The organism is Pedomonas sp. (assembly GCF_036515995.1).
In the GTDB taxonomy this organism is placed as follows: Bacteria; Pseudomonadota; Alphaproteobacteria; order Sphingomonadales; family Sphingomonadaceae; genus Pedomonas.
This window is the reverse complement of the sequence record NZ_DATBUP010000198.1, coordinates 1-15,762: the sequence shown is the minus strand read 5'-3', so window position 1 is coordinate 15,762 and position 15,762 is coordinate 1. Positions and strand designations below refer to the sequence as shown.

At 64.2% G+C, this 15,762-nt stretch carries 12 protein-coding genes; 8 read left to right on the top strand and 4 right to left on the bottom strand.

All coding sequences use genetic code 11. The annotated features are described in order from the left end of the window. Positions 1-372: 372 nt before the first annotated feature. The 3 genes from gdhA (at position 373) to groL (ending at position 3,967) form a co-directional block, all read left to right on the top strand. A complete protein-coding gene (gene gdhA, locus VIG90_RS14685; RefSeq protein WP_331594271.1) occupies positions 373-1,734 on the top strand; it encodes an NADP-specific glutamate dehydrogenase in 1,362 nt (453 codons plus the stop codon). A gap of 257 nt (positions 1,735-1,991) precedes the next feature. Next, positions 1,992-2,309: a co-chaperone GroES gene (gene groES, locus VIG90_RS14680; protein ID WP_331594270.1), complete on the top strand. Its 318-nt coding sequence runs from the start codon at positions 1,992-1,994 to the stop codon at positions 2,307-2,309. A 32-nt stretch (positions 2,310-2,341) separates the two neighbouring features. Continuing rightward, positions 2,342-3,967 (top strand): chaperonin GroEL, encoded by a 1,626-nt coding sequence (gene groL, locus VIG90_RS14675; RefSeq protein WP_331594269.1) that lies wholly within the window; start codon positions 2,342-2,344, stop codon positions 3,965-3,967. Positions 3,968-4,084: 117 nt separating this feature from the next. On the opposite strand, the gene VIG90_RS14670 is transcribed toward groL, so the two are convergent. Then, positions 4,085-4,462, bottom strand: coding sequence for an energy transducer TonB (locus tag VIG90_RS14670; RefSeq protein ID WP_331594268.1), 378 nt, complete (start codon positions 4,460-4,462; stop codon positions 4,085-4,087). A gap of 258 nt (positions 4,463-4,720) precedes the next feature. On the opposite strand from VIG90_RS14670, the gene VIG90_RS14665 reads away from it, so the two are divergent. The 5 genes from VIG90_RS14665 (at position 4,721) to VIG90_RS14645 (ending at position 11,397) form a co-directional block, all read left to right on the top strand. Continuing rightward, the gene (locus VIG90_RS14665; protein ID WP_331594267.1) at positions 4,721-6,841 is read left to right on the top strand and encodes a TonB-dependent receptor; all 2,121 of its coding nucleotides are present in this window, start codon (positions 4,721-4,723) and stop codon (positions 6,839-6,841) included. Next, complete coding sequence (locus VIG90_RS14660) at positions 6,841-7,932, top strand: PepSY-associated TM helix domain-containing protein (RefSeq protein WP_331594266.1); 1,092 nt, start codon at positions 6,841-6,843, stop codon at positions 7,930-7,932. The genes VIG90_RS14665 and VIG90_RS14660 overlap by 1 nt, the downstream gene beginning before the upstream one ends. Before the next feature lie 81 nt (positions 7,933-8,013). Then, positions 8,014-9,513, top strand: a complete 1,500-nt coding sequence (locus VIG90_RS14655; RefSeq protein WP_331594265.1) for a pitrilysin family protein — start codon at positions 8,014-8,016, stop codon at positions 9,511-9,513. Next, positions 9,513-10,958: a pitrilysin family protein gene (locus tag VIG90_RS14650; RefSeq protein ID WP_331594264.1), complete on the top strand. Its 1,446-nt coding sequence runs from the start codon at positions 9,513-9,515 to the stop codon at positions 10,956-10,958. Before VIG90_RS14655 ends, VIG90_RS14650 begins: the two co-directional genes overlap by 1 nt. A 40-nt stretch (positions 10,959-10,998) precedes the next feature. Then, positions 10,999-11,397 carry a hypothetical protein gene (locus VIG90_RS14645; RefSeq protein WP_331594263.1) on the top strand — a complete coding sequence of 133 codons (399 nt, stop codon included), beginning with the start codon at positions 10,999-11,001 and terminating at the stop codon, positions 11,395-11,397. A gap of 51 nt (positions 11,398-11,448) precedes the next feature. On the opposite strand, the gene VIG90_RS14640 is transcribed toward VIG90_RS14645, so the two are convergent. The 3 genes from VIG90_RS14640 to VIG90_RS14630 form a co-directional block, all read right to left on the bottom strand. Further along, a complete protein-coding gene (locus tag VIG90_RS14640; protein WP_331594262.1) occupies positions 11,449-12,738 on the bottom strand; it encodes an MFS transporter in 1,290 nt (429 codons plus the stop codon). Positions 12,739-12,992: 254 nt separating this feature from the next. Further along, entirely contained in the window at positions 12,993-14,582 is a 1,590-nt protein-coding gene (gene aceB / locus VIG90_RS14635; RefSeq protein ID WP_331594261.1) for a malate synthase A, read from the bottom strand. Between the two features lie 44 nt (positions 14,583-14,626). Continuing rightward, on the bottom strand, positions 14,627-15,762 hold a 1,136-nt coding region (locus tag VIG90_RS14630; RefSeq protein ID WP_331594260.1), incomplete at its 5' end, for a helix-turn-helix domain-containing protein.

Below are 15,762 nucleotides of genomic sequence, written 5' to 3'. Positions count from 1 at the left end.
GACCTCTCGCGCCGAGTCAATTTTCGGCTTGTCCACGAAGCGCTTCCGCATTGACGCCGCCACTATATGTCCGGCTCTAAACGCTGGTCGCGCCACCTGCCGAGCGTTGCCTCTCAGCTGCCGGGACTCGACCCTTGAAAGGAATGCAGCACGGGGCATTTTTCAGTCGTTCAGGCCCCAAAACAGCAATATTGGTCCGTTTCGGTCCCATTTTCTGGGAATTTGGACGAGAAAATGCACCGATGTGGCCATTTGCCCCTTCGAAAATGCATTTTTTCCATTTCCACGGTCCTAATCGCTCGATAGGAAACACGCGCAGCTCTTAGAGGGGAGTTGCTGGTTGCCTGTCTTTTAAGCAAGAAAGTAACAACATTGACCCACACTGACGAAAATTCTGATCCGGTGCTGGATGAAGTGCTGTCTTCAGTGCTGCGCCGCAACCCGGGTGAGCCGGAGTTCCATCAGGCTGTGCGCGAGGTTCTCGAGAGCCTTGGCCGCGTCATCGCCAAGCACCCCCGCTACGCGAACAACGCCTTGATCGAGCGCATCTGCGAACCCGAGCGCCAGATCATCTTCCGCGTGCCTTGGGTCAATGACAAGAACCAGGTTGAGATCAACCGTGGTTTCCGCGTGCAGTTCAACTCTGCGCTTGGCCCTTACAAGGGCGGCATCCGCTTCCACCCCTCGGTGAACCTGGGCATCATCAAGTTCCTGGGCTTTGAGCAGATCTTTAAGAACGCGCTGACCGGCATGCCGATCGGCGGCGGCAAGGGCGGTTCGGACTTTGATCCGCGCGGCCGCTCCGACGCCGAGATCATGCGTTTCTGCCAGTCGTTCATGCTTGAGCTGCACCGCCACCTTGGCGAATACACTGACGTTCCGGCCGGTGACATCGGCGTCGGCGGCCGCGAAATCGGCTACATGTTCGGCCAGTACAAGCGCCTGACCAACCGGTACGAGGCAGGCGTGCTGACCGGCAAGGGTCTGGTGTACGGTGGTTCGCTGGCGCGCAAGGAAGCCACCGGCTTTGGCGCCGTGTACTTCGTTGACCGCATGCTGACCTCGCGCGGCGACTCCATCGAAGGCAAGACCGCCGTGGTGTCCGGCTCGGGCAACGTGGCGATCTACACCATCGAGAAGCTGCAGTCGTTCGGCGGCAAGATCATCGCCTGCTCCGACTCCAACGGCTACATCGTGGATGAAGACGGCATCGACCTTGCTCTGGTGAAGGAGATCAAGGAAGTCCGCCGCCAGCGTATCTCCGAATACGCACGCCTGAAGGGCGGCCGCTCGCACTACGTCGAGGGCGGCTCCATCTGGAACGTGCCGTGCCAGATTGCCATGCCGTCGGCCACTCAGAACGAGCTGACCGGCAAGGACGCCAAGACGCTGATCGAGAACGGCGTCATCGCCGTGGGCGAGGGCGCCAACATGCCGTCCACTCCGGAAGCCGTACGTCTGTTCCAGCAGGCCGGCGTGCTGTTTGCACCGGGCAAGGCAGCCAATGCCGGCGGCGTTGCCACCTCGGCCCTCGAAATGCAGCAGAACGCCTCGCGTGACAGCTGGTCGTTCGAGCAGACCGAGGCCCGCCTGGCCGAGATCATGCGCAACATCCACGATCGCTGCGCCACGACCGCCGACGAATACGGCGCGCCGGGCGACTACGTTCTGGGTGCCAACATCGCCGGCTTCGTTCGCGTCGCCGAAGCGATGGACGCCATGGGCGTGATTTAAGACTTTACTATATAGCTTGCCATGCGCCCCCGTCGGCCCCGCCGACGGGGGCGTCTGTTATCTATAAGACTCTCTACAGCCCTTGTTTTCCAAGGCCTTGCAGATTGTCACGACAGGCAGTGGGGTCCTGCTCAATTCTCCTGTTTTTGCCCCCTTGAAAGCCCTCCAAGCCCACCCTATCTCGACCGCTGTTGGCACTCTTGGGAGAAGAGTGCCAAACAGATGCAGGATGATTTTGATTTTTGCGGAGGACAACAATGAGCTTCAAACCGCTGCATGATCGCGTGGTGGTTCGGCGGATCGAAGAAGATCAGCGCACGGCTGGCGGCATCATCATTCCGGATAGCGCCAAGGAGAAGCCGCAGCAGGGTGAAGTTGTTGCCGTTGGCCCGGGTGCCCGCAATGAGCAGGGCGCGCTGGTCCCGCTGGACGTCAAGGTTGGCGATCTCGTTCTTTTCGGAAAGTGGTCGGGCACCGAGGTGAAGGTCAACGGCGAGGAGCTGCTGATCATGAAGGAATCCGACATCCTCGGCATTCTGGAGAACACCGCCGGCAGCCGCCGCAAGGCCGCCTGACCCCTGACGATCGCTGATTTGGAGAAAGAATAATGGCTGCTAAGGACGTCAAGTTTTCCGCTGAAGCCCGCCAGAAGATGCTGCGCGGCGTGGACATTCTGGCCGATGCCGTGAAGGCGACACTGGGCCCGAAGGGCCGCAATGTGGTCATCGAGAAGTCGTTCGGCGCTCCGCGCATCACCAAGGACGGCGTGTCGGTCGCCAAGGAAATCGAGCTGGCCGACAAGTTCGAGAACATGGGCGCACAGATGCTGAAGGAAGTGGCATCGCGCACCAACGACGTGGCCGGTGACGGCACCACCACCGCCACGGTTCTGGCCCAGTCGATCGTCCGCGAAGGCGCGAAGGCGGTTGCGGCCGGCATGAACCCGATGGACCTGAAGCGCGGCATCGACCTGGCCGTCGAGCGCGTGATCGAAGCCCTGAAGGATCGCTCGCGCCCGGTGAAGAACACTGCCGAGATCGCTCAGGTCGGCACCATCTCCGCCAACGGCGAAGCCGCCATCGGCAAGATGATCGCCGAGGCGATGGACAAGGTCGGCAAGGAAGGCGTCATTACGGTTGAAGAGGCCAAGAGCCTTGAATCTCAGCTGGATGTGGTCGAGGGCATGCAGTTCGACCGCGGCTACCTGTCGCCGTACTTCATCACCAACGCCGAGAAGATGAAGGTCGAACTGGAAGACCCGTACATTCTCATTCACGAGAAGAAGCTGTCTTCCATTCAGGCGCTGGTGCCGGTGCTGGAGAAGGTGGTGCAGTCGGGCCGTCCGCTGCTCATCATCGCAGAGGACGTGGAAGGCGAAGCGCTGGCGACCCTGGTGGTCAACCGTCTGCGCGGCGGCCTGAAGGTTGCTGCCGTGAAGGCTCCGGGCTTCGGCGATCGCCGCAAGGCCATGCTGGAAGACATCGCCATCCTCACCAACGGTCAGGTAGTGTCCGAAGAGCTGGGCATTCAGCTTGAGAACGTCACTGTCGACATGCTGGGCCGCGCCAAGCGCGTCACCATTGACAAGGACAACACCACCGTTGTCGGCGGTGCCGGCAAGAAAGCCGATGTGGCCGCCCGCTGCGACCAGATTCGTGCCCAGATCGAGACCACCACGTCGGACTACGACCGTGAGAAGCTGCAGGAGCGTCTCGCGAAGCTGTCTGGCGGCGTGGCCGTGATCAAGGTCGGCGGTGCGACCGAAGTCGAGGTGAAGGAGCGCAAGGACCGCGTGGATGACGCCCTGTGCGCCACCCGCGCTGCTGTCGAGGAAGGCATTCTGCCGGGCGGCGGTACCGCTCTGCTCTATGCGTCCCGCGCTCTCGACAAGCTGAAGGCCGCCAACGACGACCAGCGCGTCGGCATCGACATCATCCGCAAGGCCCTGCAGGCCCCGGTACGTCAGATTGCCGAGAACGCCGGTTTCGACGGCGCGGTCATTGCCGGCAAGCTGCTGGAAAGCAGCGACATCGACCTTGGCTTCGATGCCCAGGAAGGCACCTACAAGAACCTCGCCAAGGCTGGCGTGATCGACCCGACCAAGGTGGTGCGCTCTGCCCTGCAGGACGCCGCTTCCGTGGCTGGTCTGCTGATCACCACCGAGGCGATGATCGCCGAGGCTCCGAAGGAAGATGTTGCCGCTCCGGCGGCTCCGGGCGGCATGGGCTTCTAAGAAGCCTTAGCCTTCGCAACGAAGAAGGCCGGTCCGGGACATCCCGGGCCGGCTTTTTCTATGGGGAACAGTGCGGCCTGCGGCTGGCGCTCGTCGCCTGCCAGCCAGAACGAGACCTCAGTTGATCAGCTTGTCCTGCGGGCCGGGCCAGGTCACGCGCACGGTGGCAGTGCGCGGCTGGCGGTTCGCCGTGGGGCTGAACTGGCCGATGCGGTCCAGCGTGCGCTCGGCTTCGCGGTCGAGTATGTCAGAGCCTGAAGACTGGGCGACCTTGTAACCGGTGATGAGGCCATTGCCATCCACCTGCACGGCAAGAACGGCTGTTCCGGTTTCCTTGCGCACCTGCGCCGAGCGGGGATAGGTGCGCGTGGTGGCGAGACGGCTCTCCGCCTCCTTCAGCCAGGGGTCTGCCGCCTGGGCAGGCGCGGCCAGCGCGGGCAGCCCTGTCAGCAGCATCGCCTTCATCAGCAGACGACAAAAACGGTTCGACACCATAAACGCTTGCCCTTCACTTTCAAGCCGCCCGAGCCAACCTCGTCGGGCAATGCGGTGGCGGATGCTGGGCACCCGCGACTGCGGGCTCTATAGCGACCGGACTTTGCAGTTTTGTTTCGGGACGCTCCTTGGCGGCGGAAAGAGCGTGTGGCGAAAGCAACACTTGTGCACGACCTGATTTGGCTTCTCATAATGAGTTGCAACAAGCATTGCAGCGCAGTAGATACCGCCCCCTGAAGTCAGGGGATTTTTCAGATCATGCGTCACCGTTTTTCCGTACTGCTGACCAGCGCGGCCGCCATCCTTGCTCCGGTTGCAGCGCATGCCGACGAGGCTGCCGCCACGGCAGAAGACATCATCGTTTCCGCAGCGCGTACCGTTCTGCCGGCCAATGCCCTGCCGCTAACGATTGACGTCATTGATGCGGAAAGCCTCGCCCAGCAGGCGGCCATCAGCGGCTCCGTGGTGGATGCGGTGGCAACGCTGACCCCCTCCTTCTCACCAACGCGCCAGAAGATGTCCGGTGCGGGCGAGACCCTGCGCGGCCGCTCGCCGCTGTTCGCCATCAACGGCATTCCCCAGACGACGCCGCTGCGCGATGGCTCGCGCGACGGCTTCACCATCGACCCGTTCTTCGTTGATCGCGTCGAGGTGATCTTCGGCTCCAACGCCCTGCAGGGCATCGGCGGCACAGGCGGCATCGTCAATCAGGTGACGGTGGGCGCACCCACGACCGACGGCGTGACCGGTCGCGTTCTGGTGCAAGGCACGGCGGACGACGGCTTCTCGGGCGATGGGCTGGGCGGCAAGACCGCGGGGCTCGTCAGCTACAAGGAAGGCCGGTTCGACGCCACGGTGGGTGCAGCCTACGAGAAGCGCGGCGCATTCTATGACGGCAAGGACCGCCGCATCGGTGTGGACAGCACGCAGGGCGAAACTCAGGACTCGGAGAGCTGGTCGCTGTTCGGCCGCTTCGGCTACGAGCTCGGCGACAGCACCCGCCTCGATCTCATTGCCAACCGCTTCGAGCTGGAAGGCGACGGCGATTATGTGGTCGTTCCCGGAAACCGCCTGACCGGCCTGCCCGCCAGTGCGGAGAAGGGCAACCCGCCGGGCCAGCCTGCCACCAACCGCACCGAGAGCGTCTCGCTCTCGCTGACCGACACGGATCTGGGCGGCGGCAACTTCATCAGCCAGGTGTTCTTCAACCGCACCCGCGACACCTTCGGCGGCGATCCGTCTCCGATCCCGACTTTCCAGGATGTCTCGATCGCCCCCGATGGCACGCTGTTCGATCAGTCGCAGAACCGTTCGCGCAAGCTGGGCGGCAAGTTCGCCTATGAGCGCGCCGTCCCCGGCTTCGAGGCATTGACCGCGACCCTCGGCTTCGACGCTATTTTCGACAAGACCGAGCAGCGCCTGATCGCTACTGGCCGCACCTGGGTGCCACCCACCGATTTCCGCAGCCTTGCGCCGTTTGCCCAGCTCAACCTCGCCCTGTTTGACGAGACCCTGCGCCTTGCCGGCGGCGCGCGCCATGAGAGCGCTCGCGTCAAGATCGACGATTACACGACGCTGGCCTCCTACGGGTCGCACTTCGTTGATGGCGGTGCCCCCAAGTTCAGCGACACGCTGTTCAATGGCGGCGTAATCTATGAGCCAATTGAGGGCATCCGTGCCTACGCCAGCTATGCCGAGGGTTACACCATGGCTGACGTGGGCCGCATCACCCGCGCGATTTCCGAGGACGGCAAAGATGTGGATAATATCGACATCAGCCCAGTCGTCTCTAACAACCGCGAGATCGGCGTAGAGATCAAGAAGGGGCCGCTGGATGCCAGCGTCTCCTACTTCTGGTCCACCAGCAAGAAGGGCCAGCAGCTGGTCTTTGTAGGTGGTGTGTACGAGGTAGAGCGCCAGCGCGTTGAGATCGAAGGCCTCGAACTGAATGTAGCGGTACAGACGCCCGTGCCGGGCCTCACCCTCTCCACCGGCTACGCCCACTTGGTGGGCCGCGCGGACACCAACGAAGACGGTAAGGTCGATAAAGATCTGGACGGCGCGAACATCTCCCCAGACCGCCTGAACCTGGCAGCAAGCTATGCCAACGGGCCGATCTCCGGGCGGGTGCAGACACAGGTGTTCTTCTCGCGCAAGTTCGAGGGCGACGATCCGCGCAATGACTTTGGCGGTTACACTCTGACCGACGCCACCGTGCGCTACGCCACCCGCTTCGGCGGTATCTCGCTGAGCGTGCAGAACCTCTTCGACAAGCAGTACATCAGCTACAACAGTCAGGTGCAGCGCCCGACCGACAACCTGCGCTTCTATGCGGGCCGCGGCCGGACCTGGACCATCGGTTGGGATTACCGCTTCTGATGAGCATCATCGACACCCTGCACCGCTGGACCGGCGGATTGATCGGCCTGCTTCTGGCGGTGCTGGGGCTGTCGGGCGCGATACTTGTCCATAAGGATGCATGGATCAGCCTGCCCCATACGGGCGATGCGCAGGTGCAGGACGTGGGCCAGCTTGCCTCCACACTGGAGGGGCTGATGGCAGCCTCCGGCGCACAGCCGCAATCCGTGCTGTTCTCAACGGAGAGCTTCGGCCTGCACCGCGTGCGCTTCACGGAAGATGCGGGCGCGTACGTCAGCCAGTCGGGCGATACGGTTGCGAGCTGGACCAGCAAATGGGACCGCTTCGAACTCTGGCTGTTCGATCTGCACCACTATCTGTGGTCTGGTGAAGCCGGAGCCACGGTTGCAGGGCTCCTCGGTCTTATCGGCCTCTGCTTTGTTGTCACCGGCGTCATCCTGTGGTGGCGCACGCGGAAAACCTTCGAGTTCCGGCTCTGGCCCGCGCGGATGAGCCGCCCGGCCATTTTGCGCCAGCACCGGGATTTCGGCATCATCATCGCCCCATTGCTCACACTTTCCATGCTGACCGGCGTGATGCTGACCCTCAACCCGGTGAGGAGCCTCCTGCTCAGCCCGTTGTCCTCGCCAGAGGAAATGAAGGCTGCACTGGCTCCGCCCAAGGTTGCCGGCGGCGCGCTGGACCCACAGCTTGACTGGGACGTGGTGCTCACGCAGGCGCGCCAGACCTTTCCCGAGGCCGAGTTCCGCTCGCTCAGCCTGCCGAAAGGCGAGGGTGATCTGATCTCCCTGCGCATGAAGCAGCCGGAAGAATGGCTGCCCAACGGCCGCACCCTGCTTTGGTTCGACCCGGCTGACGGTCGTCTGGTGGAAGCGCGGGATGCGCTGTCCATGCCCATCGGCTCCCAGGTATTCAACATGGTGTACCCCCTGCACGCGGCCAAGGTGGGCGGTCTTGCCTATCAGCTGGTCATGACCGTCTCAGGGCTGGGGCTGTGCCTGCTCGGCACGCTCACCGTTTGGAGCTTCTGGTTCCGCCGTCCCAAGCCCCGGCCGCGTCGCGCACCACGCGTGCGCCCCGCCAGCGCCTGATCCCGGTTCGACGCCTGACCCCTCATTATAGGACCGCGACGAGTCTGGACGGCGCGCCGCGCGCCGTTTAGCTTTGTCGCCATGATGATGCGCCTTTTCCGGCTGGGCGGACGCGCCGCCCTTCTTGCCAGCGTTGCCGTACTGGCAGCCTGTGCATCCCCCAATGCCAATGCACCCAGGACGGTCGCTGCCGCGCCCACTGAAACGGCGGCAAGCAAACCGCCCGCAACCCACAGGGTTGCAAGCAAACCGCTCGTGAATGTGGTGTACCGCAAGCTTGAGAACGGCCTGAAGGTCGTGCTCGCGCCGGACCCCTCGGTGCCGACCGCGACCGTCGGCGTCTATTATGGCGTAGGCTGGCGCGTGGAACCGAAGGACCGCACCGGCTATGCCCACCTGTTCGAACACCTGATGTTCCAGGGGTCAGCCAACCTGCCCAAGGGCGAGTTCATGAAGCTGATCGAGGGCAACGGCGGCGCGCTGAACGGCTCTACCCGGTGGGATTACACCAACTACTATGAGGTGGTGCCGAGCCACCTGACCGAGACCGTGCTGTGGGCCGAGGCCGACCGCATGAAGAGTCTCGCCCTGACGCCCGAAATGCTGAAGAACCAGCAGGACGTGGTGATCAACGAAGTGAAGGTGAACGTCCTGAACCAGCCCTACGGCGGGTTCATGTGGCTGGACATGCCGCAGGCGGCCTTCACCAACTGGTACAATGCCCATAACTTCTACGGCGATCTGGACCACCTGCAGGCCGCAACGCTGCCCGAGGCCGAAGCCTTCCGCCAGCAGTACTACGCGCCCGGCAACGCGGCACTGGTGATTGCGGGCGACATTGACGTGGAGAAGACCTGGGCCTGGGTGCAGAAGTACTTCGGCACCGTGCAGGCGCGGGAAACCGGCCAGATGCCGGATATCTCCGAACCCGCGCAGACCGAGGAAAAGACCGTGCACCGCACGGATGCGCTCGCGCCGCGCCCGGCGCTGGCCTTCGCCTATCAGGTGCCGCCGCGCGGTACGCCAGAGTGGTATGCCTTCGGCATGATCGAAAGCCTGCTGCAAGGCGGAGATGATGCCCGGCTCACCCAGAAGCTGGTGCGCGAGAAGGGCTATACCGACGGCGTGATGGGCGGCATCAATCCGTTCCTGGGTGGCATGTTCACCTACAACGGGCCGATGCTGATGACCTTCGGACTGGTGCATGACGCCAGCATCGAGCCGAACGCGATCATGACCGACGTGGATGTGGTGATCGAGCAGCTGCGCACCGAACTGGTGCCGCAGGATGAACTTAACCGCATCCTCACCCGTCTGCGCTCCGGCCTCTATGATATGGTGGGCTCCAGCACCCGGTTCTCATTGATGGACCTGCTGGCCTCTTCCGCCCTGTTCGATGATGACCCGGCGCAGGTAAACCGGCTGGAGCAGGGTTTTGCCGCTGTGACGCCGGAGCTGATCCGGGAGACCGCGGCTAAGTATCTGGCACGCACCAACCGCACGGTGCTGATCCTGGAGCCGGGCGGGGCCGCCCCCGCTGACGCTCCTGCTCCTGCCGCTGCCGCTTCGGAGGCCAAGTGATGACGATGCGTCTTATTCCCTCCATCGCGCTGGCCGCCGCCCTTGTTGCCACCGCTGCCCATCCGCTGCTGGCCCAGCCTGCACAAACGGCGACGCCGCAAGCCCAGGCTCCGGCACGGGAAACCCCGCCGCCGCCGGGCGAGCCGCGCGACCTGAAACTGCCTGCCATTGAGACCTACCAGCTTGCCAATGGCATGCAGGTGACGATGATCCCGTTCGGCTCGGTGCCGAAGGTCACGCTGTCCTTGCGCATCCGCGCGGGCGTGTTCGACGAGAGCAAGTACGGCGTATCAGACTTTACCAGCGCCCTCATGAACGAGGGCGCGGCCGGCCAGTCCGCCGTCGCCATTGCCCAGAAGGCCGGAGACATGGGCGGCTCGGTTGGTGTCGGCAACGGGCAGGAGTTCTTCAGCGCCGGAATTTCCGTGCTCTCCGAATTCGGCCCGCAGGCGACCAACCTGCTGGCAGACGTGGTGCGCCGCCCGAACCTGCCGGAGAGTGAGTTGCCGCGCATCAAGCAGGATGTGCTGCGCAACCTCGCCATTTCGCGCACCAATCCGCAATCGCTGGCGGGAGACGCCTTCACCAAGACGTTCCTTGCCGGGCACCCCTTTGGCCATGGCCTGATCACCGAGGCGGAGGTTGCCGCCATCACGGTTGATGACATTCGCCGCTTCCACGCCGAGAAGCTGGGAGCGAAGCGCGCCCATCTCTATGTGGCCGGACAGTTCGATGCCGCCGCCATGCGCAAGGCCATCGAGGCGGCATTCGGCGACTGGCAACAGGGGCCGGACCCCATCATCAAGCCCGCCACCCCGGCTTCCAAGCTGAACGTGGTGCTGGTCGACCGGCCAAAGGCGCCGCAATCCACCATCTATGTGGGTGCGCCGCTGCCGGGTCCGGAGACATTCGCCGAGCGCGTGCCGATGAGCGTCGCCAATGATGTGCTGGGCGGCAGCTTCACCTCGCGCATCACCATGAACCTGCGGGAAGACAAGGGCTACACCTACTCGCCCAGCTCCAGCGCCGGGTTCGGCACCGGCTATGGCCAATGGGTGCTGGCGGCAGATGTCACCTCCGCCCACACCGGCGATTCCCTGCGCGAAGTGTTCAAGGAAATCCGCCTGCTGGGCAGCGAGCCACCCGCAAAGGCCGAACTCGAGGCCAAGCAGAACGGCCTTGCCGGCATGTGGGTGCTGCGCACCGCCACTCGCAGCGGCCTAATCTCCAGCCTGTCGTTCTATGACACCCATGGCCTGCCGCGCAGCGAGCTTCAGGAGTATGTGGGCAAGGTTCGCGCCGTCACGCCGCAGGAGGTCTCCACCCTGATAGGCCAGTACCTGAAGCCGCAGACCATGACGATCGTGATCGTCGGCGATCTGGAGACTGTGCGCCCCCAGCTGAAGAAAGTGCCGGAAATAGCATCCAGCGTCCCTTCGTTGTAAGATACGGAAGAATTACAACTCAAGGGTCTGAGGCAGGCACATGACGGACAACTCGAATTACTCGCCGGAAGGGCGCTACCAGCAGCCCTCCAGCGGCTTCCAGCTGAACAATCCGACCATCGTGAGCCTGCTGTACCTTCTTGGTTTCATCACCGGCTGGCTCGCCACCCTGATCGGCCTCATCCTGGCCTATGTGTGGAGCGGCGACCGTCCGGCAGAGTGGGAGCAGAGCCACTTCCGCTACCACATCCGCACTTTCTGGCTCGGATTGCTGCAGGGTATCGTGGCGGGGCTGATCTGCCTTACCATCATCCTGATCCCGGTGGCGTGGGTCTGGTTCATCTGGATCGCGGTGTGGACCGCCGTGCGCACCATCAAGGCGCTGCTGGCAGCCCAGAAGCAGCAGCCGATCTACAACCCCACCACTTGGATGTGGTGAGGATGGATCACACCTGATCTCGGCAGGGGGCTTCGGCCCCCTGTTCTCTTTCTAGGCCTGTCCTGTCGCCCCGGCCTCCGCGCGAAAGCCGCGCCAGCAATAGAAGGCCATCATCAGCGCGAACCCGGCCAGCACGAGACAGATGTCCGTCACGCGCAGTCCCGCGCCGAGCAGGGCCGCGCTGATGCCGGTTGCACCCACCATCCACACCGCGTTCAGCACATTGTTGGCGGCGACCATGCGGGAGCGCGCGCCTTCTGCGCTGGCCGTCTGCATGAGGGCATAGAGCGGCACCGAATACGCCCCGCCCGCCACTGCCAGCACGGTCAGGTCCAGCAGCACCCGCCATGCGCCGGGTTGGTCGAGGAACGCTTCCGGTTCCATCAGGACAGGAGAAGCCGGAGCGAAACCGCGCACCGTCAGCACCAGATCAAGGAGGGCAAGTGCCACCACCGCCATGCTGACGGCGGTGTAGCGGCCTGTCACCCGTCCGTGCAGCAGGCGGCCGATCAGCACCGACCCCGCCGCAATCCCCACCGAGAAGGCGGCAAGGCACAGAGTTGCCACCGCTTGCGATGCCCCCAGTTCGGCTCGCACCAGCGGGCCGAGCTGCGCGGTCATCACCGTGCCCAGCGCCCAGAACCAGGAGAGGGCGACAATCGCCCGCCACACCGTGCGGTTGGCATGGGCCGAGCGCATCAGCTTCACCGTCTCGGCAACGAGGTTCCAGCTGAGGCGGCCATTCTGCACCAGCGGCGGGGCAGGCGGGATGGCCCAGCTGGCGGCCAGACCCAGCACCGCCACCAGCACTACGCCCCACGCCGCCTGCGCAGGCGTGAACAGGCCGCCCAGAATCTGCCCGAACAAAATGGCGAGGAACGTGCCCGCCTCCACCAGTCCGGTGCCCGCCAGAAGCTCATGGCGGCCGAGATGCTGGGGCAGGATGGAATATTTCATCGGCCCGAAGAAGGCGGAGTGAACGCCCATCAGGAAGAGGATGAACAGCAGCAGCGGGATGGAGTCGTGCGTCAGCGCAAACGCGCCCACGGCCATGATGGCGACCTCCGCCACCTTCACCATGCGGGCAACCCACGCCTTGTCCCGCACGTCCGCCGCCTGTCCGGCGATGGCTGAGAACAGGAAGTAGGGCAGGATGAACAGCCCCGCTGCCACTGTTGCCAGCACTGCGCCCGCCTGCGGATCATGCGCCGTCAGGTGATAGACGATGAGAAACGTCATCGCCGTGCGATACAGATTATCGTTGAAGGCCCCCAGAAACTGGGTGGCGAACAACGGCGCAAACCGCCGCGCCCCCAGAAGCTGCACTGTCACCGGCGGCATTGCCCCGCTCCCCGTACTCAAGTTTCGGCGGGAGATTAGACCGATTTTGCTCTTTGTGCAGGGGACTTGAACCTCTGCACTCCAATTCGCTTGATCGGAACGTGCGAGGAAGCGGCTGGGTGATTGGAAAGACCAGATAAGAACAGGGCCGCGCCCTCTGTTCAAGGACACGGCCCTGTTAATGAAACGGGGGTACAGGGGGTCGAGACCTCCTGCGACTCAAAGCCCGAAGGACATGAGCCCCGCGCTTACCTTCACGCCGCGAAGTAGCGATCGTAGGCCGGGAGTGTGAGGAACTCCGGGCAGTCTTCGGCGAAGATCATCTCGCGCATCAACTCGGCGGCTTCGACGTAGCGGCCGGAGGCGAAGAAGTTGTCGCCCACGTCCGCGCGCCAGATGTCGAGCTGCTCGTCGATGGCGCGGTTGATGAGGGCGTCATCCACCGTCTCGCCGCTGTCGAGGCGGGTTTCGGTCTTGCGCCATTGCCAGATCTGGGTGCGGCTGATCTCGGCGGTGGCGGCGTCCTCCATCAGATTGTGGATGGGCGCAGCGCCCTGACCGCGCAGCCACGAGGCGATGTAGCCGATGCCGACGTTGATGTTCATCGACAGGCCCTGAAGTGTACGCGGCCCCTCGGAGGGCGTCAGCAGATCATCGGCGGAGACGGCAACGTCCGGGATCTTGGCCAGCTGGTTCGGGCCGGGCATGATGCGGTCGAACACTTCCATCGCCACCGGCACAAGTCCGGGGTGGGCAACCCAGGTGCCGTCGTGCCCGTCGGTCGCCTCGCGTTCCTTGTCCTTGCGCACGGCCTCATAGGCGGCCTCGTTGCGGGCCTCGTCGTTCTTCACCGGAATGAAGGCGGACATGCCGCCCATCGCGTAGGCCCCGTGCAGGTGACAGGTGCGGATGGTGTGCAGCGAGTAGTTGCGCATGAACGGCACAGTCATGGTGACGGCGGCGCGGTCCGGCAGCACGGCGTTGGGGTCGGTGCGCTGGCGCTTGATGTAGCTGAAGATGTAGTCCCACCGGCCGCAGTTGAGCGCCACGATATGCTCGCGCAGCTCCCACAGGATCTCCTCGGTCTGGAAGGCGGCGGGCAGGGTTTCAATGAGCACGGTTGCCTTGATGGTGCCAAGCGGCAGGCCGAGCGCGGACTGGGCGTAGATGAACACGTCATTCCACAGCCGGGCCTCGAGATAGTGCTCCATCTTGGGCAGGTAGAAGTATGGGCCGGAGCCCTTGGCCAGCAGGGCCTTGGCGTTGTGGAAGAAGTAGAGGCCGAAGTCGAACAGCGCGCCAGCAATGGGCTCGCCGTCCACATACAGATGCTTCTCCATGAGGTGCCAGCCGCGCGGGCGGGCGATGAGCGTCGCCGTCTCCTTGCCCAGCCGGTACTGCTTGCCGGACTTTTCATCGGTCAGGCTGATGGTGCCGGCAACGGCGTCACGCAGGTTGATCTGGCCTTCGACCATGATCTCCCATGCGGGCGTCGAGGCATCCTCGAAGCAGGCCATGAAGCACTTCGCGCCCGAGTTCAGCGCGTTGATGACCATCTTTCGGTCCACCGGCCCGGTAATCTCGACCCGGCGATCGGTCAGATCCGCAGGGATCGGGCCGATCTTCCATGGCGCGCCGCGCACCGCAGCGGTTTCCGGCAGGAAGCCAAGGCGCTCGCCCGCATCCAGCCGCGCTTGCAAGGAGGCGCGGGCGGCGAGTCGCTGCCGCCGGGTCGCCTCGAAGCGCCGGTGCAATTCGGCGAGGAAGGCGACGGCCTCGTCCGTCAGGATGGTTTCATAGCCCGGGTTCATCGGGCCGGTGATCTGAACGCCGCTTACGGACATGAGATGGTCCTCCTGTTCTGCACGATTAGGCGCGCGCCTGCGGATCAGCGTTGCAAGGGCGCGGGGATTCCGGGTTCTGCGAAACGGTAGGGGGTCGCGCCGCGCGACCGCTCGTCGATGATGAGCGCCTTGGAGAGCGGCGGCTGGCTGCGCTGGCGGCAGGCCTCGCGCTCGCACAGGGCGCAGTTGACGCCAATGGGCGTGGCGTTGGGGTTATCCAGATCCAGCCCGCGGCTGTAGACCAGCTGGCGGGCGTATTTCAGCTCGCACCCCAGGCCTACCGCGAACTGGGGCTCGATGCCGCCCCAGCCGTTCACGTGGGTGCGCACCGTACGGGCGACGGAGAAGTAACGGGTGCCGTCCGGCAGCTCGACCACTTCGCTCAGGATCTGTCCCGGCGCGCGGAAGGTGGCGTGCAACGACCACAGCGGGCAGGTGCCGCCGTACTTGGAGAAGTGAAAGCGGCCTGCCGAGTAGCGCTTGGAGACATTGCCCGCCTGATCCACCCGAATAAGGAAGAACGGCACGCCGCGCGCACCGGGGCGCTGGAGGGTGGTGAGACGGTGGCACACCTGCTCGAAGCTGGCCCCGAAGCGGGCGCACAGCAGGGAAAGGTCGTAGTTCAGCTGTTCGGCCGCCGTAAGGAAGCGCCCGTAGGGCATCAGCACCGCCGCCGCAAAGTAGTTGGCAAGGTTCACGCGCAGCAGTTGCTGAGCCGGGCCGTCTTCAACGCCCGAGCCCTCGATGATGCGGTCCATGTCCGCCCGCACCTCGGCATAGGCCAGCTGGTAGGCGGCGTGGAAGGCGCGGCTGGCGGGCTCCAGCAGTTCGGAGAGCTGCAACTGGCGGCGGTGATAGTCATACCGGCGCAGCGACTCGGGCAGTACATCGACCGGCAGCACGCGCACGCCGATGCCGTGCTTGGCACGCAGCCGCTCCTTCAGCGCCGCGAACAGGTCATCACCGTGCAGCCGCAGTTCCTCGGAAATGCTCTCGGCCTTCTCGTCCAGCTCGGGGAAGTGGTTGCGCCGTTCCTGAATGACGTCCCGCACGCGCTCCAGCGGGCCCAGCACGTCGGTATCGCCGCGGCCATCAGAGCCGCCGCCGCCCGCATCGGCCACCGCCGCACCGGCCTTGTCCCGATAGAGGCCGTAGAGCCGGGTCAGCGCCTGCGCCATGG

What these genes read in the sequence shown, in the direction of transcription:
- groES (WP_331594270.1), top strand. Translation starts at nt 1,992, where the DNA reads ATGAGCTTCAAACCGCTGCATGATCGCGTGGTGGTTCGGCGGATCGAA.
- groL (WP_331594269.1), top strand. Translation starts at nt 2,342, where the DNA reads ATGGCTGCTAAGGACGTCAAGTTTTCCGCTGAAGCCCGCCAGAAGATG.
- VIG90_RS14670 (WP_331594268.1), bottom strand. Translation starts at nt 4,462, where the DNA reads ATGGTGTCGAACCGTTTTTGTCGTCTGCTGATGAAGGCGATGCTGCTG.
- VIG90_RS14665 (WP_331594267.1), top strand. Translation starts at nt 4,721, where the DNA reads ATGCGTCACCGTTTTTCCGTACTGCTGACCAGCGCGGCCGCCATCCTT.
- VIG90_RS14660 (WP_331594266.1), top strand. Translation starts at nt 6,841, where the DNA reads ATGAGCATCATCGACACCCTGCACCGCTGGACCGGCGGATTGATCGGC.
- VIG90_RS14655 (WP_331594265.1), top strand. Translation starts at nt 8,014, where the DNA reads ATGATGATGCGCCTTTTCCGGCTGGGCGGACGCGCCGCCCTTCTTGCC.
- VIG90_RS14650 (WP_331594264.1), top strand. Translation starts at nt 9,513, where the DNA reads ATGACGATGCGTCTTATTCCCTCCATCGCGCTGGCCGCCGCCCTTGTT.
- VIG90_RS14645 (WP_331594263.1), top strand. Translation starts at nt 10,999, where the DNA reads ATGACGGACAACTCGAATTACTCGCCGGAAGGGCGCTACCAGCAGCCC.
- VIG90_RS14640 (WP_331594262.1), bottom strand. Translation starts at nt 12,738, where the DNA reads ATGCCGCCGGTGACAGTGCAGCTTCTGGGGGCGCGGCGGTTTGCGCCG.
- aceB (WP_331594261.1), bottom strand. Translation starts at nt 14,582, where the DNA reads ATGTCCGTAAGCGGCGTTCAGATCACCGGCCCGATGAACCCGGGCTAT.